Annotated in this window: 23 protein-coding genes; 19 read left to right on the forward strand and 4 right to left on the reverse strand. The window is 58.8% G+C overall.

Features of this window, described 5'->3' with window-relative positions:
* Positions 1 to 39 precede the first annotated feature (39 nt).
* From cobS to FIL88_RS07670, 5 genes are all read left to right on the forward strand, one after another.
* Complete coding sequence (gene cobS / locus FIL88_RS07650) at positions 40 to 1,026, forward strand: cobaltochelatase subunit CobS (protein WP_142853161.1); 987 nt, start codon at positions 40 to 42, stop codon at positions 1,024 to 1,026.
* Entirely contained in the window at positions 1,019 to 1,324 is a 306-nt protein-coding gene (locus FIL88_RS07655) for a hypothetical protein (RefSeq protein ID WP_142853162.1), read from the forward strand. The genes cobS and FIL88_RS07655 overlap by 8 nt, the downstream gene beginning before the upstream one ends.
* 2 nt (positions 1,325 to 1,326) lie before the next feature.
* Positions 1,327 to 3,201, forward strand: a complete 1,875-nt coding sequence (cobT, locus tag FIL88_RS07660) for a cobaltochelatase subunit CobT (protein ID WP_142853163.1) — start codon at positions 1,327 to 1,329, stop codon at positions 3,199 to 3,201.
* Between the two features lie 99 nt (positions 3,202 to 3,300).
* Entirely contained in the window at positions 3,301 to 5,097 is a 1,797-nt protein-coding gene (locus FIL88_RS07665) for an aminopeptidase P family protein (protein WP_142853164.1), read from the forward strand.
* A gap of 61 nt (positions 5,098 to 5,158) precedes the next feature.
* Positions 5,159 to 5,500, forward strand: a complete 342-nt coding sequence (locus tag FIL88_RS07670) for a DUF427 domain-containing protein (RefSeq protein WP_142853165.1) — start codon at positions 5,159 to 5,161, stop codon at positions 5,498 to 5,500.
* Positions 5,501 to 5,509: 9 nt separating this feature from the next.
* On the opposite strand, the gene FIL88_RS07675 is transcribed toward FIL88_RS07670, so the two are convergent.
* Entirely contained in the window at positions 5,510 to 6,589 is a 1,080-nt protein-coding gene (locus FIL88_RS07675; RefSeq protein WP_246066646.1) for an anhydro-N-acetylmuramic acid kinase, read from the reverse strand.
* Between the two features lie 124 nt (positions 6,590 to 6,713).
* On the opposite strand from FIL88_RS07675, the gene tyrS reads away from it, so the two are divergent.
* The 4 genes from tyrS (at position 6,714) to trpE (ending at position 12,777) form a co-directional block, all read left to right on the forward strand.
* Positions 6,714 to 7,967 (forward strand): tyrosine--tRNA ligase, encoded by a 1,254-nt coding sequence (gene tyrS / locus FIL88_RS07680; RefSeq protein WP_142853167.1) that lies wholly within the window; start codon positions 6,714 to 6,716, stop codon positions 7,965 to 7,967.
* Positions 7,968 to 8,142: 175 nt separating this feature from the next.
* The gene (locus tag FIL88_RS07685; protein WP_142853168.1) at positions 8,143 to 9,321 is read left to right on the forward strand and encodes an aminotransferase; all 1,179 of its coding nucleotides are present in this window, start codon (positions 8,143 to 8,145) and stop codon (positions 9,319 to 9,321) included.
* Positions 9,322 to 9,402: 81 nt separating this feature from the next.
* A complete protein-coding gene (locus tag FIL88_RS07690) occupies positions 9,403 to 11,244 on the forward strand; it encodes a SurA N-terminal domain-containing protein (RefSeq protein ID WP_142853169.1) in 1,842 nt (613 codons plus the stop codon).
* Positions 11,245 to 11,265: 21 nt separating this feature from the next.
* Positions 11,266 to 12,777: an anthranilate synthase component I gene (gene trpE / locus FIL88_RS07695; protein ID WP_142853170.1), complete on the forward strand. Its 1,512-nt coding sequence runs from the start codon at positions 11,266 to 11,268 to the stop codon at positions 12,775 to 12,777.
* A 102-nt stretch (positions 12,778 to 12,879) separates the two neighbouring features.
* On the opposite strand, the gene FIL88_RS07700 is transcribed toward trpE, so the two are convergent.
* From FIL88_RS07700 to FIL88_RS07710, 3 genes are all read right to left on the reverse strand, one after another.
* Positions 12,880 to 13,854 (reverse strand): DUF3179 domain-containing protein, encoded by a 975-nt coding sequence (locus FIL88_RS07700; RefSeq protein ID WP_142853171.1) that lies wholly within the window; start codon positions 13,852 to 13,854, stop codon positions 12,880 to 12,882.
* 95 nt (positions 13,855 to 13,949) lie between these two features.
* Positions 13,950 to 14,591, reverse strand: coding sequence for a peptidylprolyl isomerase (locus FIL88_RS07705; RefSeq protein WP_142853172.1), 642 nt, complete (start codon positions 14,589 to 14,591; stop codon positions 13,950 to 13,952).
* Positions 14,584 to 15,084 (reverse strand): peptidylprolyl isomerase, encoded by a 501-nt coding sequence (locus FIL88_RS07710; protein ID WP_142853173.1) that lies wholly within the window; start codon positions 15,082 to 15,084, stop codon positions 14,584 to 14,586. The genes FIL88_RS07705 and FIL88_RS07710 overlap by 8 nt, the downstream gene beginning before the upstream one ends.
* A 152-nt stretch (positions 15,085 to 15,236) precedes the next feature.
* Here FIL88_RS07710 and FIL88_RS07715 point away from each other — a divergent pair, with 152 nt between their 5' ends.
* The 10 genes from FIL88_RS07715 to FIL88_RS07755 all read left to right on the forward strand — a co-directional run bounded on the left by FIL88_RS07715 (position 15,237) and on the right by FIL88_RS07755 (position 23,191).
* Entirely contained in the window at positions 15,237 to 16,424 is a 1,188-nt protein-coding gene (locus tag FIL88_RS07715; protein ID WP_142853174.1) for a phosphoglycerate kinase, read from the forward strand.
* 189 nt (positions 16,425 to 16,613) lie between these two features.
* A complete protein-coding gene (locus FIL88_RS17020) occupies positions 16,614 to 16,739 on the forward strand; it encodes a hypothetical protein (protein WP_281281292.1) in 126 nt (41 codons plus the stop codon).
* Positions 16,736 to 16,906: a hemin uptake protein HemP gene (gene hemP / locus FIL88_RS07720; RefSeq protein WP_142853175.1), complete on the forward strand. Its 171-nt coding sequence runs from the start codon at positions 16,736 to 16,738 to the stop codon at positions 16,904 to 16,906. Before FIL88_RS17020 ends, hemP begins: the two co-directional genes overlap by 4 nt.
* Positions 16,907 to 17,158: 252 nt before the next feature.
* Positions 17,159 to 18,034, forward strand: coding sequence for a fructose bisphosphate aldolase (locus FIL88_RS07725; RefSeq protein ID WP_246066647.1), 876 nt, complete (start codon positions 17,159 to 17,161; stop codon positions 18,032 to 18,034).
* A gap of 184 nt (positions 18,035 to 18,218) precedes the next feature.
* Positions 18,219 to 18,521, forward strand: a complete 303-nt coding sequence (locus FIL88_RS07730) for an FtsB family cell division protein (RefSeq protein WP_142853177.1) — start codon at positions 18,219 to 18,221, stop codon at positions 18,519 to 18,521.
* 165 nt (positions 18,522 to 18,686) lie between these two features.
* Positions 18,687 to 19,676, forward strand: coding sequence for a pyruvate dehydrogenase (acetyl-transferring) E1 component subunit alpha (pdhA, locus tag FIL88_RS07735; RefSeq protein WP_142853178.1), 990 nt, complete (start codon positions 18,687 to 18,689; stop codon positions 19,674 to 19,676).
* 22 nt (positions 19,677 to 19,698) lie between these two features.
* The gene (locus FIL88_RS07740; RefSeq protein WP_142853179.1) at positions 19,699 to 21,075 is read left to right on the forward strand and encodes a pyruvate dehydrogenase complex E1 component subunit beta; all 1,377 of its coding nucleotides are present in this window, start codon (positions 19,699 to 19,701) and stop codon (positions 21,073 to 21,075) included.
* A 12-nt stretch (positions 21,076 to 21,087) separates the two neighbouring features.
* The gene (locus FIL88_RS07745) at positions 21,088 to 22,389 is read left to right on the forward strand and encodes a pyruvate dehydrogenase complex dihydrolipoamide acetyltransferase (RefSeq protein WP_142853180.1); all 1,302 of its coding nucleotides are present in this window, start codon (positions 21,088 to 21,090) and stop codon (positions 22,387 to 22,389) included.
* Positions 22,390 to 22,448: 59 nt separating this feature from the next.
* Positions 22,449 to 22,760 carry a hypothetical protein gene (locus FIL88_RS07750; protein WP_142853181.1) on the forward strand — a complete coding sequence of 104 codons (312 nt, stop codon included), beginning with the start codon at positions 22,449 to 22,451 and terminating at the stop codon, positions 22,758 to 22,760.
* A 95-nt stretch (positions 22,761 to 22,855) separates the two neighbouring features.
* Positions 22,856 to 23,191: a carboxymuconolactone decarboxylase family protein gene (locus FIL88_RS07755; RefSeq protein WP_142853182.1), complete on the forward strand. Its 336-nt coding sequence runs from the start codon at positions 22,856 to 22,858 to the stop codon at positions 23,189 to 23,191.
* The last annotated feature ends 36 nt before the right edge of the window (positions 23,192 to 23,227 follow it).

A 23,227-nucleotide genomic window follows, 5' to 3' on the forward strand; every position in this document is an offset into this window, starting at 1 on the left:
TTGGCGCGTAATGGGGCGTGCGACAGAAGGATCCAACACATGGCAGACGGCACTCTGGATATGAACGCGAAACCAACCGAAGACATTTCGGTACGCGAGGTTTTCGGCATTGACAGCGACATGGTTGTAAAAGGCTTTGCCGAGCGCACAAGCCGTGTGCCAGAGATCGACAGCACCTATAAGTTCGATCCGGACACCACGCTGGCCATTCTGGCGGGCTTTTCGCATAATCGCCGCGTGATGGTTCAGGGCTATCACGGGACGGGTAAGTCGACCCATATCGAACAGGTTGCGGCGCGTCTGAACTGGCCCGCCGTGCGCGTGAACCTCGACAGCCACATCAGCCGGATCGACCTGATTGGTAAGGACGCGATCAAGCTGAAAGACGGCATGCAAGTGACCGAGTTCCAGGAAGGCATCCTGCCTTGGGCGCTGCGCAACCCGACTGCGATCGTGTTCGACGAATACGATGCGGGCCGCGCGGACGTGATGTTCGTTATCCAGCGCGTGCTGGAGCATGACGGCAAGCTGACCCTTCTGGACCAGAACGAGGTCATCACCCCCCACCCGTCCTTCCGTCTGTTTGCCACAGCGAACACCGTGGGTCTGGGCGACACGACGGGGCTGTATCACGGCGTGCAGCAGATCAACCAAGCGCAGATGGACCGCTGGTCGCTGGTCGCCACGCTGAACTATCTGTCGCATGACGCGGAAACCAACATCGTGTTGGCGAAAAACCCGTTCCTGAACACCGAAACCGGCCGCCAGACCGTCAGCCAGATGGTCACCGTCGCAGACCTGACCCGCACCGCGTTTATGAATGGCGATCTATCCACAGTGATGAGCCCGCGGACCGTAATCAACTGGGCCCAAAACGCATCGATCTTCCGTTCAGTCGGCTATGCCTTCCGCCTGTCCTTCTTGAACAAGTGTGACGAACTGGAACGCCAGATCGTGGCCGAGTTCTATCAGCGGTGCTTTGACGAGGAGCTGCCGGAGAGCGCGGTGAGTATGAGCCTTGGTTAAGAATTACTCCTATGTACTGCTGATCGGCTTGCTCGGCTTCGGATGCACCAATACTGGAGACAGTGGCGGATGTGACGAATGGTACGAAGTTGAAGTGATCGAAGATGGTCAAGTGGTGTCTCGTGATTATATCTGCGGGCAATACGATCCTGCGTCAACTGATCATTCGGTACTGCCAGACAATGAAGCGGTTGAAGCATCGGACGAGGGAGCACTGCAGAGCAATCCAACGACAGAGCAATCCAGCGCCGACACGTTGGCAGCTGCCCATCCCGAAGCTAAAAACCGCGCTTTCTGACCATGAAAAAACCCACCGACAACCCTGCTGATCCGTTCAAGAAAGCGCTGGCTGAGGCGACGAAGACGCTTGCCGACGAGCCGGAGCTGTCGGTCAGCTTTACGGTGGACCCCTCGGGCGTCAGCCGCGACGCGATGCGCCTGCCTCAGGTCACGCGGCGGATGACCAAGGACGAGGTCTTGTTGGCGCGTGGCACGGCGGATGCCTATGCCATGAAGCTGCGCTATCACGACGACGCGACCCATGCGAAATACGCCCCAGCGGGCAACATGGCGCGGGACATCTATGAAGCGATGGAAACCGCGCGGTGCGAAGCGCTGGGTGCACGCGACATGCCGGGCACGGCGGGCAATATCGACGCCAAGATCGGGCACGAGGCTGACCGCGCAGGCTATGACCAGATCACCGCCGCCGCAGACGCCCCCCTTCCCGTTGCCGCCGGATATTTGATGCGCCATCTAGCGACGGGTCGCGATCTGCCCCCAGCTGCGGACAACGTGATGGGCCTTTGGCGCGACTTCATCGAAGCGCAATGTGGTGAACATCTGGATGACCTGACCAGCGCTTTGCATGATCAGCAAGCGTTCTCGCGTTTTGCGCGCCAGATCATCGAAGATCTGGGTTATGGTGATCAGTTGGGCGATGACCCCGACGCCGAGGATGACGAGACCGAGGACGAAGCCCAGCCCGAAGACGACGAGGCACAGGACGATCCGAATTCGGAACAGTCGCCGGACGAGGAAGAGGCCGAAGCCGATCCCGAACGGTCGCAAGACGAACAGATGGACCCGTCCGAGGCGCAGGTCACTATTGATGACATGGCCGAGGATGACGTTGGCGAAGAGGCAGAAATGCCCGATGCGGACGCGCCGCCTGAGCCGCCGACGCCTCAGCCCGCGTCGGACGCGGACCCGGACTATCTGGTCTATGACAACGCCCATGACGAAGAGGTTATGGCAGAGGATTTGGCAGAACCCGCCGAATTGGAACGCCTGCGCGCCTATCTGGACCAACAGCTTGAGCCGCTGAAGGGCGCCGTAAGCCGTTTGGCCAATAAGCTGCAACGCCGTCTGCAGGCACAACAGAACCGTTCGTGGTTGTTTGACTTGGAAGAAGGCATTCTGGACGCCGGACGTCTGGCCCGAGTGGTGGCGAACCCGACGACGCCGCTGTCCTTCAAGCAAGAAAAAGACACCGAATTCCGCGACACTGTTGTGACGCTGCTTCTGGACAACTCGGGCTCGATGCGCGGACGTCCGATCTCGATCGCAGCGATCTGCGCCGACGTGTTGGCGCGCACGCTGGAACGCTGTCAGGTAAAGGTCGAGGTTCTGGGCTTCACCACCCGTGCGTGGAAAGGCGGGTTGGCGCGTGAAAAATGGCTGGCCGATGGCCGCCCTCAGCAGCCGGGCCGTCTGAACGATCTGCGCCACATCATCTATAAACAGGCCGATGCCCCCATGCGCCGCACGCGGGACAATCTGGGCTTGATGATGAAAGAGGGGCTTTTGAAAGAAAACATCGACGGCGAGGCGTTGGAATGGGCGCATCGCCGGATCGTGGCGCGTCCTGAACAGCGTAAAATCCTGATGGTGATTTCGGATGGTGCGCCGGTGGACGATTCAACGTTGTCCGTTAACCCCGCGAATTATCTGGAAAAACACCTGCGTGACGTGATCGAGATGGTCGAGAAACGCAAACAGGTCGAGCTGCTGGCCATCGGGATCGGGCATGATGTGACCCGCTATTACGAGCGTGCGGTCACGATCACCGATGCGGAACAACTGGCCGGAGCGATCACCGAACAACTGGCGGCGCTGTTTGACAGCGATCCCCGCGCCCGCGCGCGCATCATGGGGATCAAGAAAGCCGTCTGACCCCCTTTTCACCGCGCTCGTTTCGCGGCATGTTGCCCCAACACGCGCCCGCCTTTCGCGGGCGTGTCTTGTTTTCGCCACCCGATTTCGGAGACAGAGATGTTCCAGACCTTCACCACCACCGCAGATCCAAGCAAAGGGGCTGGACGGCTTGAACGTCTGCGCCGCGCAATGGGCATGAAAGGGCTGGACGGGTTCTTTGTTCCCCGTGCGGATGCGCATCAAGGCGAATATGTCGCCGCGTGCGACGCACGACTGGCGTGGCTGACCGGGTTCACCGGCTCGGCCGGGTTCTGCATAGCGCTGACCGATGTGGCTGGGATTTTTGTCGACGGACGCTATCGCGTACAGGTGCGCGAACAGGCAGATATGGCTGCATTCTCTGCCGTAGATTGGCCCGAGGTGCAGCCCGGCGACTGGCTGAAAGACCAGATTTCTGGCAAGGCGCGCATTGGGTTCGACCCATGGCTGCACACCAAATCCGAGATCGAGAAGATCGAGAAAGCGCTGGATGGCACCGGTATCACACTGGTTCCCACGGACAATCTGGTTGATCAGATCTGGGAAGACCGCCCCGCCCCGCCATCCGGGAAGATCGTCGAGCAACCACTTGAATTCGCGGGTCAATCCAGCACCGCAAAGCGCGGAGAACTGGCGGACGAGCTGTTGGCGAAAGGACAAAAGGCCTGCGCCATTACCCTGTCAGACAGCATTGCATGGCTTTTGAACATCCGCGGCGATGACATTCCTTGCATTCCCGTGGTGCAGGGGTTTGCAATCCTCAGCGATGATACCTCGGTCCAGTTTTTCACAACTGAAGGCCGCAATATCGACGCGCGGTTCGATGCGGATGTCACGCTGAACCCAATCCGCGACTTCCGAAAGGCGCTGACCCGTCTGGACGGTCCCGTCCGCGTCGATCGCGCCTCGGCCCCTTATGCGGTTTGGCAAATCCTGACCGAGGCTGGGATCGAAATTGATTGGGCGGAAGATCCTGCGATCCTGCCCAAGGCGCAAAAGAACCCAACCGAGCTGAAAGGAGCACGCGCCGCCCATCTGCGCGATGCCGCGGCAGTAGTCGAGTTTCTGGCGTGGTTTGACGCCGCAGACAAAGCCAGCCTGACCGAAATCGATCTGGTCAAACAGCTTGAAGAAAAGCGTCGTGCCACCAATGCACTGATGGATATCTCGTTCGAGACCATCGCGGGCGCGGGTCCCAATGGCGCGATCATGCATTACCGCGTGACTGAAGACACAAATCGCACGCTTGAGGGTGGCAATCTGGTCGTTCTGGACAGCGGCGGGCAGTATCGCGACGGCACCACAGACATCACCCGTGTCTTGCGTGTTGGCGAAGTCGCCGAGGATGAGAAACGCTGTTTCACACGTGTCCTGCAGGGAATGATCGCCCTGTCCCGCACCTATTTCCCAAAAGGTCGTACAGGGCGGGATCTGGACGCAGTTGCCCGCTATCCGCTGTGGGCTGCGCATCAGGATTTCAACCATGGGACCGGTCACGGCGTTGGCGCATATTTGTCGGTGCATGAGGGTCCGCAACGTTTCTCTCCGATTTCCGAAATCGAACTGCTGCCCGGCATGATCCTGTCAAACGAACCCGGCTATTACCGCAATGGGGCTTTTGGGATCCGCCTTGAGAACCTCGTCGTGGTACAAAACGCCACTGCGCCGGCTGGCGGTGACAGTGATCGTAGCATGCTGAATCTTGAAACTCTTACTTATGTGCCCATCGACACGTCGCTGATTGTACCGGGGATGTTGTCCGGGGAAGAGCGTGACTGGCTGAATGCCTATCACGCTAAAACACTGGAATTGCTGTCGGATCACGTCTCTGACGTTGCGTCGAGCTGGCTTGAAACAGTCTGCGCGCCGATTTGACACGCGATTTTTACACGGGATCTGATAGGGTGCCGCAAAACAACCCCGGGGGATAAGAAAAATGGCTGACCACATCTCAATTCGTGCCGCTGAAGGCAAATGGACCGTGCGCGCCGGTGGTGCCGTGATTGGGGAAAGCCGTGATGCACTGGAACTCCGTGAAGGTGATCTGCCCCCGGTGATCTATTTCCCACGCACCGACATTGCGATGGCTTTTCTGGACGACAGCGCCACGGTTACAACCTGCCCCTATAAGGGCGAGGCAAAACATTTCTCGATCCAGACCAAATCCACCGTGATCGAGGACGCGGCGTGGTCCTATGATGCGCCGATCGAGGATCTGGAGCAGATCAAGGGATGCATCGCATTCTATGCAGACAAGGCCACCGTCGCCCGCACCTGATTGTGGGGACTAGCCTTTAGCGGGGCACGAGGTTTTTCCACCGCCAGTCGCCTGACCAACACCTGTGGTCGTCGGCGCCGAAGTTGGCATGCCACGCGCCACGCGCACCGCAAGATAGGCAAAGGCCTGCGCCTCGAGCATATCCCCATCTAGCCCGGTATCGTTGATATCTTGCACCGGGACATTCAGGCGCGATGATAGCTCAAACATCAAAGCCGCATTTCTACGCCCACCACCCGTGACAAGCAGCCGGGTTGGCGCGCTTGGGCAGTGGGCCATGCCGATCGCCACAGCCTCGGCCGCGCAGGCGGTTAACGTGCGTGCAGCTTCAGCATCCGAAAGCGTCGCGACAGATGGCAGAAGGCCGGGAAATTGGTCCCGGTCAAGCGATTTGGGCGGTTGGCGCTTGAAATATGGATGCTCTAAAAAGTCGCGAACAACGCTATCATCCACAGCACCAGACAACGCAAGCGTGCCGCCTTGATCCAGTGCTAGCCCCATTCGCGTCTGCATCAGGTCATTGATCGGCGCATTTGCAGGTCCGGTATCGAAGGCCAGACAGGCATTGGGATCTTCCGGCGCATCAATTCGTGGATCAACCCAAGTAACATTGCCCACCCCGCCAAGGTTCAGAAAGGCAATCGGGCCGTCCGCCCCGATGAAACGGGCGCAAGCATGATGGAAGAACGGCGCAAGCGGTGCGCCTTCACCGCCCTCGGCCACATCCTTGCTGCGAAAATCCCAGATGACCGGCACGCCAAGCGTATCAGCCAGAACCTGTCCGTCTCCTGCCTGATGGGTGCGCCCCATCGCCGGATCATGTGCCAATGTCTGCCCGTGATACCCCAAAAGATCCGCAGGGCTGTCCGCCAGCAGCGTCTTCGCCAATGCAATATGCGCCGCGTCGCCCACGCGGGCCGCGTTGTGGACATCGTGCCCACCCGGCCATTGCCCCAGCGCCGCACGCAGATCCGCCCGCTGCGTGTCCGAATAATCCGCATAACCACTTGGACCAAAGGCGTGAATGCAGGTTCCGTCCGTCTGCACTAGGGCCGCGTCCACCCCGTCAAGCGATGTGCCAGACATCATGCCCAGGGCCCAGATCGGGTCATCCGTTGCGCCTATTCTATCCGCCATCGCCAACACGCTCTTTCCCTTTTGGCGGCCCCCGTCTATACGGAAAGCCAACATAGACAGGATGGACTGAAAAACGATGACCTACCACCCGAAATCCGACTTCATGCGTGTGATGATCGAGCGCGGCTTCCTGGCCGATTGCACCGATTATCAGGCGCTGGACGAAGCTTTGGTTGAAGGTGTCGTTCCGGCCTATATCGGCTATGACGCCACGGCGCAGTCGTTGCATGTCGGGCACCTGATGAACATCATGGTTCTGCGGTGGCTGCAGAAATGCGGGCACAAGCCAATCACCCTGATGGGCGGTGGCACCACGAAGGTGGGCGACCCGTCTTTCCGTTCGGATGAGCGCCCCCTGCTTGGACCCGAGCAGATTGACGCGAATATCGCCGGAATGCAGCAGGTATTTGCGAAATTCCTGACCTATGGTGACGGCGCGTCTGATGCGATCATGCTGAACAATGCGGAATGGCTGGACGAGCTGAACTATCTGGATTTCCTGCGCGATATCGGGCGGCATTTCTCGGTCAACCGGATGCTGTCCTTTGAAAGCGTGAAGTCGCGTCTGGATCGCGAACAGAGCCTGAGCTTTCTTGAGTTCAACTATATGATCCTGCAGGCTTATGACTTCCTTGAGCTGAACCGCCGCTATGGCTGCTTGCTGCAGATGGGTGGCTCGGATCAATGGGGCAATATCGTCAACGGGATCGACCTGACCCGTCGCGTGCTGGACAACCAGATTTTCGGTCTGACGACCCCGCTTTTGACGACCTCGGACGGGCGCAAGATGGGAAAAAGTCAGGGCGGCGCGATCTGGCTGAATGGCGATATGCTGAGCCCCTATGAGTTCTGGCAATTCTGGCGTAACACAACAGATGCGGATACCGGCAAATTCCTGAAGATCTTCACCGAGCTTCCCGTCGAGGAATGCGACCGGTTGGGCGCGTTGGAAGGGGCCGAGATCAACGAAGCCAAGATCATTCTGGCCAATGAGGTTACGGCGCTTTTGCACGGGGAGGAGGCCGCCGCCGCTGCCGAATCTACGGCACGTGAAGTGTTTGAGAAAGGTGGCGCCGGTAAGGACCTTCCGACCGTCACGTTGTCGGCTGATGATTTGGGCGACGGGATTTCGGTTATCCAACTGTTTGTGAAGGCTGGTCTGGTGAAATCTGGCAAGGAGGCCAAGCGCTTGATTGCTGAAAACGGCGCCAAGGTGAATGACGCCGCGCTGACCGAAACCGAACGGATGATCGCCGCAGCGGATCTGGCGGCACCTATGAAGCTGTCAGCAGGAAAAAAACGCCATGCGCTTGTGGTGCTAGAAGGCTGAGACCTCGGGTAGCACTTTCGGTGGCTCACTGCGTGAGCCTGAGGGGCGCTGCCCCTCGCCCTAACGGGCTCACCCCGAGATATTTATGACAAGAAAAAGAGGGGTGCTGACATGGATTGTCGCGCCCCTTTGTCGTTGATAGGGTCTGCGTGAACTCCCGGGAACGAGGACCCAGATGCTGTTAAATCCCAACCTTGCCAACACATTTTCGCCACCAGTGATGGAGGCACGGCGTTGGCTTGAGGGAAAGAGCTTCTCGTCCGATTTGCCCTTGATCAATGTCTCGCAGGCCGCACCGGTGGATCCGCCCCCGGAAGCGATGCGGGCTGCCATGGCAGATGCGATCATGTGTCAGCCGGAAACCCATCTTTACGGCCCTGTTCTGGGTCTGTCTGCGTTGCGCGATGAATTGGCCTTTAACATCAATCGGCATTATGGGGCGGAAGTGACGGCTGCCAATATCGCGATCACATCGGGATGTAATCAGGCCTTTGCCGCGACGGTGGCCACGCTCGCCGCACCGGGGGATGAAGTCATTCTGCCAACCCCATGGTATTTCAACCACAAAATGTGGCTTGATATGGGGGGTATACACGCCGCCGCCCTGCCCACTGGGGCAGATCTGCTTCCGGACCCGGATGAAGCGGCAGCAATGATTACGCCCCGCACCCGCGCCATTGCGCTGGTCACACCGAACAATCCGACAGGGGTCGAGTATCCGGCCGATCTGGTGACGGCGTTCCGCGATCTGGCGCGCGCGCGCGGAATTGCTTTGATCATCGACGAAACCTATCGCGATTTTCACAGCTGTGGCGGTGCACCGCACGCGCTGTTTTCCGATCCCGATTGGGACGATACGGTGATCCAACTGTACTCGTTCTCTAAATCTTATCGCTTAACGGGCCATCGGGTTGGGTCTGTGTTGACCTCGCCCGCCCGCTTGGCCGAAATCGAGAAGTTTCTGGACACCGTCACCATCTGCCCGGCGCAACTTGGCCAGCATGCGGCCCTGTGGGGCTTGCGCAATCTGGATGGGTGGCTAGCCGAAGAACGTATTGAAATTCTGTCCCGAGCGCAGGCGATGCGCGATGGCTTCGCCCCTTTGGCCGAACGCGGGTGGAAATTGATGGGGTGCGGGGCCTATTTTGCGTATCTGCAGCACCCGTTCGAAATGCGCTCGGATCAACTGGCACAGGCCTTGGTCGATCAGGCCAGCATTCTTGCCCTGCCTGGGACCATGTTCACGCCCGAGGGGGACAAAAGCGGTGCGCAGCAGCTGCGCGTGGCCTTTGCCAATATCGATGCGACAGGCATTCAAACCGCTCTGAACCGATTGGTTGCGTTTCAACGCTAACACAGCAGATGCAGGGCGCTTGGCATTCGGCCATGAACCGCCTACAACCCCGTTAACAGTCTGATGAAAAGGAAAGTGTCCATGGCGACTGGCAAGGCTTCTCGTACCTTCGGTTGGATCCTGATGGGTCTGGTGATGGTGGGACTCGTAGGGTTCGGGTCAACGAATTTCGGCGGCTCGGCCCGGTCGATTGGTACGGTGGGTGACACCGAAATCGACGCGCGCCGCTATTCCCGCGAACTTCAGTCCGAGCTGAATGCATTTCAAGCCCAGACCGGTCAGCGCCTGACCATGCAACAGGCGCAGGCTTTTGGAGTGGATCAGCAGGTGCTGGCACGTGTGATTTCAGCCGTCGCACTTGAGGACGAGACCGCACGCCTTGGCATTTCCGTGGGCGACGATCAACTGCGTGCCCGCATCGTTGACATCCCTGCTTTCGCCGGCGTGGACGGCCAGTTCGACCGTGAAAGCTATCGCTTTGCGTTAGAGCAATCGGGGCTTACCGCATCCGAGTTTGAGCAAACCTTGCGCGCCGAAGTCAGCCGCCAGATCTTGCAAGCCGCTGTCACCAACGGGATTGTGGCAGATGAGACCTATGTTGATACGCTGTATGGGTTTGCCCGAGAGGCACGGAACTTCACTTGGGCCGAACTGCCTGTATCGCGTCTGACCGCAGCCCTGCCCGACCCGACCGAGGACGAGCTGACCGCATATTACGACGCGAACCCAGCCGCGTTCACGTTGCCCGAGACCAAACAGATCACCTATGCGTGGCTTGACCCGCAGTCTCTGATCAGCGAGATCGAAGTGGACGCGGCGCAAATTGAAGCGCTCTATGCCGAGCGTGACGCACAGTATAACCAGCCAGAGCGCCGTTTGGTTGAACGTCTGGTTCTGGGGTCCCAAGAAGAAGCACAAGCCACTGCCGATGCGATTGCGGCTGGTGAAACCAGCTTCGAAGACATGGTGGGTGAGCGGCAATTGGAACTGGCGGATATTGATCTGGGTGATGTCAGCAAAGCTGAACTTGGTGCCGCCGGAGACGCCGTTTTTGCCTTGGACGAACCGGGCATTGTCGGCCCGCTTCCAACGGATCTGGGTCCGGCCCTGTTCCGTGTAAATGCGATCTTGCTGGCCCAAAGCACTCCGCTTGAGGATGTACGCGCAGATCTGAACGCCGAACTGGCCGCTGATGCTGCACGTCGTCGCGTCGGCGACTTGGTCGCAGAACTGGACGACCTGATGGCCGGTGGCGCAACGCTGGAAGAACTTGGAGAAAGCCACGCAATGACATTGGCGCAAATCGACTGGACGGCTGACAGCTCGGACGGGATTGCCGCGTATGAAGCCTTCCGCGACGCCGCAACTGCAGCCGTCGAAGGCGATTTCCCAGAAATCACTCTGATGTCCGATGGTGGTGTTTTTGCCCTGCGTGTGGACGCGGTCGAACCGACCCGCGTGCAAGACCAAAGTGAAGTTGCCGATGCCGTGTTGGCTGGGTGGCAAGACGAGAAGCGTCTGCAACTGCTGGAAGAAGAAGCACGCGGTATGATTCCATCGCTGCAGGGTGAGGAAAGCCTGGCATCGCTTGGCCTGACCGAGATTGTTGAGGAAGGTCAGGAACGTGATGCGTTCGTCGCGGGTACTCCGCCTGCTTTCCTGACCGAAGTCTTCCAGATGGAAGCTGGTGACTGGCAGGTTGTACCGTCAGTGGATGGGGTTCTTCTGGTGCGTCTTGATGCCGTTGTGCCGGTTGATCAGAATGGCGATGAAGCCACTGCGATCAAAGCCAATTTTGCGTCGCAAACCGCGCAGGAAATTGCCATCGATATCGAAAACGCCTTTGCGCGCGCTGTTCAAACCAAGGCAGGGATCGAGCTGAACCGCCCGATGATTAATGCCGTGAACGCGCAGTTCCAGTAAACTCTGACCGGGAAGACATCCATGGCCCTTACGCCCTCGTTTGAAGAGTTCGAAGCCGGCTGGAATGCGGGCAAAAATCAGGTGGTCTATACCCGCTTGGCGGCGGATCTGGACACGCCGGTTAGCCTGATGCTGAAACTGACCGAAGCACGGCGGGACAGTTTCATGCTGGAAAGTGTGACAGGTGGCGAGGTGCGGGGTCGGTATTCGATCGTCGGTATGAAACCTGATCTGATCTGGGAATGCCGGGGCGAGACGTCACGTGTGAACCGCATGGCGCGGTTTGATGCGGAAGCCTTCGAGGATATGCCGGGCAATCCGCTGGACGCGCTGCGAACTGTTCTGGCCGAAAGCGCGATTGATCTGCCTGACGATCTGCCGCAGGCATCCGCTGGGCTGTTTGGGTATCTGGGCTATGACATGATCCGTCTGGTCGAGCATTTGCCTGATGTGAACCCCGACCCTTTGGGCGTGCCAGATGCGGTCATGATGCGCCCGTCTGTCGTGGCCGTTTTGGATGGGGTGAAGGGGGACGTGACACTGGTCTCGCCCGCCTTTACGAGCTCTGGGCTGAGCGCACGTGCCGCCTATGCCCAAGCCGCCGAGCGGGTCATGGATGCGTTACGTGATCTGGATCGCGGCGCGCCGGGTGAGACACGCAATCTGGGCGAAGCGCAAGAGCTTGGTCCGCTGGTGTCCAATTTCTCGAAACCCGAATATTTCGCAGCGGTCGAGAAGGCCAAAGAATATATCCGAGCGGGCGACATCTTTCAGGTGGTCCCAAGCCAGCGCTGGACGCAGAACTTCCCTCTGCCGCCCTTCTCGCTTTATCGCAGCCTGCGACGCACCAACCCGTCGCCTTTCATGTTCTATTTCAACTTTGGTGGCTTTCAGGTCGTGGGTGCAAGCCCCGAAATTCTGGTCCGCGTCTTTGATGGCGAGGTCACGATCCGCCCCATCGCAGGCACCCGTCCACGCGGTAAGACCCCCGAGGAAGACAAGGCGCTGGAGGCAGATCTGCTGGCCGACCAGAAAGAGCTGGCCGAGCACCTGATGCTTCTGGATCTGGGGCGCAATGACACGGGTAAAGTGTCCAAGATTGGCACCGTCCGACCAACCGAAGAGTTCATCATCGAGCGCTACAGCCACGTCATGCACATCGTGTCAAACGTTGTGGGTGAGCTGGCCGATGATCAGGATGCCCTGTCCGCCTTTATGGCAGGAATGCCTGCTGGCACAGTGTCTGGCGCGCCCAAAGTACGTGCGATGGAGATCATTGACGAGCTGGAACCCGAAAAGCGCGGTGTCTATGGCGGTGGCTTGGGCTATTTCAGCGCGGGTGGCGACATGGACATGTGTATCGCCCTGCGGACTGCCGTCGTGAAGGACGAGAAGCTTTATATTCAGGCAGGCGGCGGCGTTGTCTATGACAGCGACCCGGATGCCGAATATGAAGAGACGGTGAACAAGTCCAAAGCCATCCGACGCGCGGCCGAAGATGCAGCGATGTTCACTGGGCGCGGCAATGGGTAAGGGGCTTTGCCCCTCTGCGCGTCGCGCATTCACCCCAGGATATTTCTGACAAGAAAAAGAGGGCGCGGTGGTTTACTGCGCCCTCAATTAGGACGCGGGGTATTATCCCCCCAACATCCAGCGTCCATCCGGCCAGAACGCGTGAAATGCGAAGGCAAAGAGCACGTCATGGGGGACGTCCCTGCCCTGCGCATCGCGCACGCGGATCGTGCCGACGTCGCGCCCTTTCGAGATCTGCGCTGTGTCTAGTGCCGAGGCTTGCCCGGCAGTCCAGCTGATTGTTACGCCAGCTTCGCTGATCTCGCCCTCTTTTGAAAGGCGTGTGACGGGCCACGCACGATCCCCCACGCGGACAACACGGGCCAGCGCGGGGACGCCGTGAGGTGGCTGTTCACCAGTAAAGAAGCCATAGGGGCGGTTGCGGCTGTCATAGCCAGCGTAAGGATTGCGGCCATAAGATCGGTTCGCACGGGGTTGGTCCATGACAAGCCCGTCTGGGTTGCGGCGGGCGAACTCGGCCCAGCTTTCCATCCAGGCAGGCAGTTGTTTCAGCTGGGTGCCGGTATGTTTACCGACAATCCCCTGCCCCAACGCCTGTTGCCACCAGCTTTCTGTCTGGTGGTCATACATCACCATGTCAGAGTTGCGCAGCTTGCCTGTCACGCCGAAGCTCAGCTTCTGACCGCCCACGCGGCGGTCAAACACCATGCCCGAATTGCAAAGCGGGCAGAAGGTTACGGCGACGGGCACGCCGCCCACTGTGTCGTTCACGATTTCATGCCAAGTCAGATAGCGCAGCGGATAGGCACGCGGAGTGGCGCCCTTGATCTCGACCGTCAGGACGGGTTCACGGGGATCGATGCGCGTCTCATCGCTGACGTTGCGAAAGGCAGGATCGGACAGGGCAGGAATGCCATCGCGGCCCGGACCGCCCGACAGGATCTCCTGCCACCCACCAATATCAGATCGCGAGAAGTCAGTTTTCGGAAACTCTCGTTCCCACTGGGTCGGGTTGGCGCGCACATCCTGCACCCAAAGCCCAACGGTGATCGCAAGCATGGTCATCAGAATACGCATAGGGCCGCTCCTTTATTTCTGTCGGCCACAGCCTGACAGAGAAAGAAGCGGCCCCATAGCCCCCCTCACGAGGGTTTGAGTATTCGTGCGCGGGGTTATTCCACCACGCGCATCGAGGTCATAACGTCGGGCTTACCCAGCACAGACCCGTTCGGGCCTTCACCGCGCTTGATCGCTTGCACGACGTCAAAACCAGAAGTCACGTTGCCCACAACGGTATATTGCCCGTTCAGGAAGTCGCCGGGGGCAAACATGATGAAGAACTGGCTGTTGGCCGAGTTTGGGTTCTGCGAACGCGCCATGCCAACCGTTCCGGCCACATAGGGCTCTTCCGTGAATTCGGCGGGCAGGTCGGGATAGGTTGATCCCCCCATGCCTGCACGACCGCCATTGCCATCAGCTTTACCGAACTCAACATCACCCGCCTGCGCCATGAAGCCGTCGATCACGCGGTGAAAGACGACGTTGTCATAGGTGCCTTCCTTTGCCAACGTGATGATCCGCTCCACATGCTGCGGGGCCAGATCGGGACGCAGGGTAATCTCGATCACGCCGTTGGCTTCGCCAGCGACCGTAATCTCGACCTTCGGGAAGTCGCTTTGCGCGATTGCGGCGTTGGGTTCAAAGCTTTGCGGCCATAAGGAGTAGACAGCATAGCCGACCACAAGCGCCACGCCTGCAAGGAACGCGGCCCAGAAGGTGCGGCGTTCACGCGGGGTGTAGTTGCCGTCAGACATCTGCGGCAACCTTGACCGAAACCATCATGTCGGGCTCTGCAGGCGGCTCGCCACGGGTGATGGCGTCGACATGCTCCATCCCCGACGTCACGCGGCCATAGACCGTGTACTGACCGTTCAGGAAGTGGTTGTCCTTGAAGTTGATGAAGAACTGGCTGTTGGCCGAATTCGGGTTCTGCGAACGGGCAGCACCCAGCGTGCCGCGGTCATGCGGCAGCTTCGAAAATTCTGCAGGCAGATCCGGCAGCGACGATCCACCAGTGCCAGCGCGGCGCAGGGACATCGGGTCTTTCCCATTAGCCACGTCGCCAGTCTGCGCCATGAAGCCATCGATCACGCGGTGGAAAACTACGCCATCATACTCGCCCGAGCGGGCCAGTTCTTTCATGCGCTCGGCATGTTTGGGGGCGACGTCGGGCAGCAGCTCGATCACCACGGTGCCGTCTTTCAGCTCCATCAGGATGGTGTTTTCGGGATCTTTATATTCGGCCATCGGGGCCTCCTTCTAAGATTATGTGTTTCGTTGGCGCCAAACTAAGCACGCAGACGAAAAGATGAAAGGGCAAGCGGGCTCTTTTCGCCCGCGCCTGTTGACCCGCGCACGCTTTTGGTGTGCAACACGACCAACACCTTATGGAGGGACTGATGGCCTGGAAAACACTCGACGAGATGGACCTGGACGGCAAAACCGTTCTGACCCGCGTAGACATCAACGTACCGGTGAACGATGGTGTGGTGACCGACAACACCCGCATCCAGCGCATCCTGCCCACCATTCACGATATTCTGGCTGCTGGCGGCAAACCGGTTTTGCTGGCGCATTTTGGCCGTCCCAAAGGCGAACGCGTGACTGAGATGAGCCTGTCCGTCGTGCGCCCTGCCCTTGAGGCCGCGCTTGGCCGCCCGGTGAAATTCGCAGATGATTGCATTGGCCTGCCAGCGAAACAGGCCGTGTCCGAGCTGGAGGCCGGCGATGTGCTGCTTCTGGAAAACACCCGCTTTCACGCGGCTGAAACCAAGAACGATCCTGCTTTTGCGGCTGCTTTGGCTGCTTTGGGCGATATCTATTGCAACGATGCGTTTTCGGCTGCGCACCGCGCCCATGGCTCGACCGAAGGGGTTGCACGCCTGCTGCCATCCTGCGCTGGGCGGCTGATGCAGGCCGAGCTTTCGGCGTTGGAAACCGCATTGGGTGAACCGGTGCGCCCGGTTGTTGCCGTGGTCGGCGGGGCCAAAGTGTCCACCAAGCTGGACCTTCTGGGCAATCTGGTCGCCAAAGTTGATCATTTGGTCATCGGGGGCGGCATGGCCAACACCTTCCTTGCCGCACAGGGCATCGACGTTGGTAAATCACTGGCTGAACACGACATGACCGATACCGCATCCGAGATCCTGACCAAGGCGCAGGATGCTGGGTGCGAAATCATCCTTCCCACGGATGTGGTCGTGGCGCGCGAATTCGCGGCAAATGCCGCCAATGAAACCGTACCAGCAGATGCCTGCCCTGCTGACGCGATGATTCTGGATGCTGGCCCTGAAACGGTTGCCAAGATCTCGGCCGTCTTCGAGCACGCAAATACGTTGATTTGGAACGGCCCCCTCGGTGCGTTCGAGATCGAGCCGTTTGATGCCGCCACCAACGCCGCCGCCCTGAAGGCCGCAGAACTTACATCTGCTGACGAGCTGACGTCGGTCGCGGGCGGAGGCGATACCGTGGCTGCCCTGAACAAGGCAGGCGCTGCCGAGCGTTTCACCTATATCTCGACCGCAGGCGGTGCATTCTTGGAGTGGATGGAAGGCAAGACATTGCCCGGTGTCGCTGCCCTGGGATAAGCCCCTTTCAAGTCTCAGAAATTCAACGTCCTGCGCAGAAATGCGCGGGGCGTTTTTCTTTTTGAGATTCTGCCTTGACTAGTATCCGAGTATTTTTGTAAGAATTGCACATCAGCCAGTCGCACCCCCTGCGATCAGCCGGAGACCTGAGGGACATCCACCGTCCCACCCCCATCAGGAGCGCGACACATGACTGATTTTAACACCGGGTGCCTGACCGCACGCACCGACATTCCAAGCCCCGTCCCTTTCATCCCCGGCCTGAAAGCTCTGGCCGCGTGGATCGAGGCTGCCATTGAAGGAGACCGCACATGACCGCCCCACTGACCAGCGCCGCATTTGATACCGCCCTGCGGACAACGCCGCCAGAACATGATGCGCTTGAACTGACCCAGTCTGGTAAGACCGCACGCATCGTTCTGAACGATATGGTCTATACGCTGACCATCACGCGCGCTGGCAAGCTGATCCTGACCAAGTAATCCCGCATCCTTTGCGAACGCACAGGCGCGTGACGGCCAAAGTTCCCCTTTGCCGTCCGAAATTCCCTCGCGCCCGTCGCAAGAGGGGCAAGGCCCATATCCGTTTCATCCAACCTTGCCCCTCACCCTATTTCCTATCTCCCACATCCCTGTTAGCGCCAGCAGAATTGCATGCCGCCGCGCCCTCGCCTATGAACGGGGTAATTCAGACCTTTATTCACACGTGGGATCGACATGCCGAACCAAGCACAAATGGACAAGATCAAAGCCTGTCAGGGCTTCATCGCAGCACTGGACCAGTCGGGCGGATCGACCCCGAAAGCACTGCGCCTTTATGGCATCGAGGAAGACGCCTATTCCGGCGATGCCGAGATGTATGACCTGATCCACGGCATGCGTTCACGGATTGCACAGGCCCCGGCCTTTACAGGCGAGAAAGTCGTCGGTGCAATCCTATTCGAAATGACCATGGACCGCGAAATCGACGGCAAGCCGACCGCCACCTACATGTGGGATGAGCGCGGCGTGGTGCCCTTCCTGAAAGTGGACAAAGGTCTTGCCGACGAAGAAAACGGTGTTCAGGTGATGAAGCCGATGCCCGAACTGGACGGCCTGTGCGAACGCGCTGTGAAAGCAGGTGTTTTTGGCACCAAGATGCGTTCGGTCATCAATGCAGCCAACGCCGAAGGCATCAAGGCCATCGTCGCGCAGCAGTTTGACGTGGGCAAACAGATCATCGGCCACGGGCTGGTCCCGATCATCGAGCCTGAGGTGAACATCACCATCGCCGACAAATCTGCTGCCGAAGACATTCTGCTGACCGAACTGACCGTTCAGCTTGATGCCCTATCTGACGACCAGACCGTGATGCTGAAGCTGACCCTGCCCGAGGCTGCCAACCACTATAAGTCGCTGGTGGATCACCCGCGTGTGGCATCCGTCGTGGCCCTGTCGGGTGGCTATTCTCGCGAAGAAGCCAACACCCGCCTTTCGCAGAACACTGGCATGATCGCCAGCTTCTCGCGTGCGCTGACCGAAGGCCTGTCAGCCCAGCAAAGCGATGACGCGTTTAACACCATGATCGGCGACACGATCGACAGCATCTATCAGGCGTCGATTGCCGGGTAAGCCTTTGTGGCGATTGCAATTTGAAACGGCTCGCGATTTCGCGGGCCGTTTTTTCTTGTGGGCTCAAAAAAACTTTCCAACCGATTCGTTTTTGGGATTCACAAGCCGAATCACCTGTGGCATAGTCCCCTTGCACCGCCCGAAAAGAGGTGGGCAAGAGGCAGTACATACAGGCGGGAAACCTATGGGCGCACCTCGCGCACAAGCTGGAATTGGTGGAGTGATCTACTTTGTCGGGGCCGTTGGCCTTGGCCTATACTTCACATTTGCCAGTGTGCAGGGCGACTATGGCGTTTTCCGACGTGTACAGATCGAGGCCGAGACGCAAGCGCTTTTGAAAGAGCGTGATGCGCTCTCGGCTCAGATCGCTGAACTGCGCAACAAGACCCAGCGCTTGTCAGATGGCTTTCTTGATTTGGACTTGCTGGACGAACAAGCCCGCAATGTGTTGGGCGTTGTCCGCGCGGACGAAGTCGTTCTGCGCTAACCCCCCCCTGCCACCACAAAGAATTCCAGCCCTGCGTGCAGTGCAACCCTGCCCAACGCAAGGATTTGCAAGTTTTTGTCGACCCATGACGCGCAACCCTGTATAAGATAGTTTAACACTAAACTATCACCCAGTCGCCAGTTGACGCCAAGAGGAGGACGCCACATGGCCGCCCGGAAAAGCGCCAAAAAATCAAACACATCCAAAGAAGAGCTTCTTGAATACTATCGCGAGATGCTCTTAATCCGTCGATTCGAAGAAAAGTCCGGCCAGTTGTATGGCATGGGCCTGATCGGCGGGTTCTGCCACCTGTACATCGGTCAAGAGGCCGTTGTGGTTGGATTGGAAGCCGCTGCGAAAGAAGGCGACAAGCGCCTGACATCCTATCGCGATCACGGCCATATGTTGGCCTGCGGCATGGATCCCAAAGGCGTCATGGCCGAGCTGACCGGCCGCGAAGGCGGCTATTCGCGCGGCAAAGGCGGCTCGATGCATATGTTCTCGAAAGAGAAGCATTTTTATGGTGGTCACGGGATCGTCGGCGCTCAGGTGCCAATCGGCACCGGCTTGGCCTTTGCAGACAAGTACAATGAAAATGGTGGTGTCACCTTCACCTATTTCGGTGACGGTGCGGCCAACCAAGGTCAGGTCTATGAAAGCTTCAACATGGCCTCGCTATGGCAGCTTCCAGTGATCTATGTCATTGAAAACAACCAGTACGCCATGGGTACCTCGCTGCAACGCGCCAGCTCGACTCCGGATATCTACACCCGTGGTGAGGCCTTTGGCATTCCCGGCGAAGCGGTAGATGGCATGGACGTTCTGGCGGTGAAAGACGCAGGCGAACGCGCAACCGAACACTGCCGTTCCGGCAAAGGGCCTTATATTCTGGAAATGAAGACCTATCGCTATCGCGGCCATTCAATGTCGGACCCGGCCAAATACCGCACGCGCGAAGAGGTTCAAAAAGTCCGTGAAGAACGCGACGCGATTGAGCATGTGCGCGAGCTGCTGTTGCAGGGCAAACATGCGTCCGAGGATGAGCTGAAAGCCATCGACAAAGAGATCAAGGCCGTTGTGAATGATGCCGCAGAGTTCTCGAAAACCAGCCCCGAGCCCGCGCTTGAAGAGCTGTGGACCGATATTTACGCCTGAGCCCCGGACGAGGAGAGAAGAAATGGCTATTGAAGTATTGATGCCCGCCCTGTCCCCGACGATGGAGGAAGGCACGCTGGCCAAATGGCTGGTCAAAGAAGGTGACGAGGTCGCATCGGGCGACATCCTTGCCGAGATCGAAACCGACAAGGCGACGATGGAATTTGAAGCCGTTGATGAAGGCATCATCGGCAAGATCCTGATCGCAGAAGGCTCTGAGGGTGTGAAAGTAAACACGCCGATCGCCGTGCTGGTCGAAGAAGGTGAAAGCGCGGATGCGGTCCCGGCGGCCCCTGCCGCCGCGGGCAACGAGGCCGTGGCACAAGCCACGCCCGAGGCGCCCGCCCCTGCCCCTGTTGCAGCACAGCCGGTTGCCTCGGAAGATCTGTCCGACCCGGAAATCCCGGAAGGCACCGAGATGCGCTCGACCACCGTGCGCGAAGCTCTGCGCGACGCGATGGCCGAAGAGATGCGTGCCGACGAAACTGTCTTCCTGATGGGCGAAGAAGTCGCCGAATATCAAGGGGCCTATAAGGTCAGCCAAGGTCTGCTGGATGAATTCGGCGCCAAGCGCGTGATCGACACGCCGATCACCGAACATGGCTTTGCCGGTCTGGCCACGGGTGCCGCTTTTGGCGGTCTGAAGCCGATTGTTGAATTCATGACCTTCAACTTCGCGATGCAGGCGATTGACCACATCATCAACACGGCTGCCAAGACCCGCTATATGTCGGGCGGCCAGATGTCCTGCCCGATTGTCTTCCGTGGTCCGAACGGTGCCGCCGCCCGTGTGGGTGCGCAGCACAGCCAAGACTACGCCGCATGGTACGCGCAGATCCCGGGCCTGTATGTGGCGATGCCCTATTCGGCAGCCGACGCCAAAGGCCTGATGAAAACCGCGATCCGCGACGAAAACCCCGTTGTGTTTCTGGAAAACGAACTTCTTTACGGTCAAAGCTTCGACGTGCCGGTGATGGATGACTACGCCATCCCATTCGGCAAGGCGCGTATCTGGCGTGAAGGCTCGGACGTGACCATTGTCAGCTTCGGCATCGGCATGAAATATGCCTTGGAAGCCGCCGATGAACTGGCGAAGGAAGGGATCTCGGCCGAGGTGATCGACCTGCGCACCCTGCGCCCGATCGACTATGATACGGTGATCCGTTCGGTCCAGAAAACCAACCGCTGTATCACGGTGGAAGAAGGCTTCCCCGTCGCATCGATCGGCAACCACATCACCGCCCAGATCATGGAGCGCGCGTTCGACTACCTTGACGCGCCGGTGATCAACCTGACGGGCAAAGACGTGCCGATGCCTTACGCCGCGAACCTTGAAAAGCTGGCGCTTGTGACCACCGTCGAGGTGATCGAGGCCGCCAAAGCCGTAACCTATCGCTAAGGAGACCGAGATATGGCAACCGAAATTCTCATGCCCGCCCTGTCCCCCACGATGGAGGAAGGCACGCTGGCCAAATGGCTGGTCAAAGAAGGTGACGAGGTCGCCTCGGGTGATCTTCTGGCCGAGATCGAGACTGACAAGGCAACGATGGAGTTCGAAGCCGTTGACGAAGGCATCATCGGCAAAATCCTTGTGGCTGAAGGCACCGAAGGCGTGAAGGTGAACACCGCCATCGCTGTGCTGATTGAAGAGGGCGAAAGCGCTGACGTCATCGCCGCAAGCGCACCCGCAGCGCCTGCTGCTGCCGAAGCCGAGGCCACCCCTGAGGTGGTTGAGGCTACGGCACCTACCGCAGCACCAGCGGCCCCTGCCCCGCAAGCTGCTGATGGTACACGCATTTTCGCCTCCCCGTTGGCCCGCCGCATCGCCGCAGACAAGGGTCTGGACCTGACGCAGATCACCGGATCGGGCCCGAAAGGCAGGATCGTGAAAGCAGATGTGGAAAATGCAACGGCAGCTCCCACTGCGGCGCCTGCCGCTGCTGCTCCGGCTGCAGCCCCCGCTGCTCCGGCGGCTCCTGCGGGCCCCTCGGCCGATATGGTGGCCGCGATGTATCAGGACCGCGAGTACGAGGAAATCAGCCTCGACGGGATGCGCAAGACGATTGCCGCCCGCCTGTCGGAAGCCAAGCAGACCATCCCGCATTTCTATCTGCGTCGCGACATCAAGCTGGACGCGCTTCTGGCCTTCCGCAGCCAGTTGAACAAGCAATTGGAAGCGCGCAGTGTGAAACTGTCGGTCAATGACTTCATCATCAAGGCCGTGGCCAACGCGCTGCAAGCTGTGCCGGAAGCCAACGCTGTCTGGGCGGGCGACCGTGTGTTGCAGATGAAGGCGTCGGATGTGGCGGTTGCTGTCGCGATCGAAGGTGGCCTGTTCACGCCTGTCTTGCAGGATGCCGATCAGAAGTCGCTGTCCAGCCTCTCGGTCCAGATGAAAGATCTGGCGTCGCGTGCACGTGAACGCAAGTTGGCCCCGACCGAGTATCAGGGCGGCAGCTTTGCGATCTCGAATCTTGGCATGTTTGGCATCGACAATTTCGACGCCATCGTGAACCCGCCGCATGCAGGTATTCTGGCGGTCGGTGCTGGTGTGAAGAAGCCGGTTGTAGGTGAAAACGGTGAGCTGACCACCGCCACGGTGATGAGCGTCACCATGTCGGTCGATCACCGCGTGATTGACGGCGCTGTGGGTGCAAACCTGCTGAAAGCCATTGTCGACAATCTGGAAAACCCATTGACGATGCTGGCATAACTTGAAGAGAAGCATTTGGCCCCTAGATAATCTCCGTAAAGTAGAGACAGAGGGGCCAAATGGACCAAGAGGCAAAACGACGCGATTTTCTAGCTATCGTACAAACAACTTACATTGCACACGGAATTAACACTCTTTCAAAAGGAGTGCCTATCCGCGATGAAGTACGACATGAGATTAGCGGACTAGGCGTCAAGAATGAAATGTGTGACGCAGTTCGTGCATCCTATCTGATTCCAGACGATCTAACCGGTGTTGATGCAGCTGACGAGTACATCAGCTGGAAGCTTTTTTCTCGAGAAAGCGGAGCAGTCGATCCAGACGAGCAGCCAAATTGGATCACACCAGGTTTCGAAGGATGGGATAGATAAGTATTCGCAATCGCGAATTTACTGACATGGCTCAAGGCGGTCCTCCCCGCCTTGGGCCATTTGTTTTTCCGAACAGTCAAATTCGGAGAGACTCAATGGACTTCAAAGCCCTGCTGGACGACACAACAAAAAACACCAAATCCTTTGCTGCGGCACATCCTGACGGTGCCAACGGCTTTCGCGCCATGCACAAAGCTGCGCTGGTTGACGGTGCATTGTCGGTAAAAGACAAAGAACTGCAATGCATCGCCATTGGGATCGTCAAGCAGTGCAATGACTGCATCGGGTTCCATGTCCGCGCAGCTATCAAAGCCGGTGCGACCCGCGAAGAACTGGCCGAGACCGTGTCCGTCACCATCCTGATGGGTGGAGGCCCCGCCTATATGTATGGCGCACGCGCAATGGAGGCCTTCGACCAGCTTTCAGCCTGACCAACACCTCTGAAACACAAAAGGGCGGCGCGGATG

Source organism: Aliiroseovarius halocynthiae (assembly GCF_007004645.1).
GTDB lineage: Bacteria > Pseudomonadota > Alphaproteobacteria > Rhodobacterales > Rhodobacteraceae > Aliiroseovarius > Aliiroseovarius halocynthiae.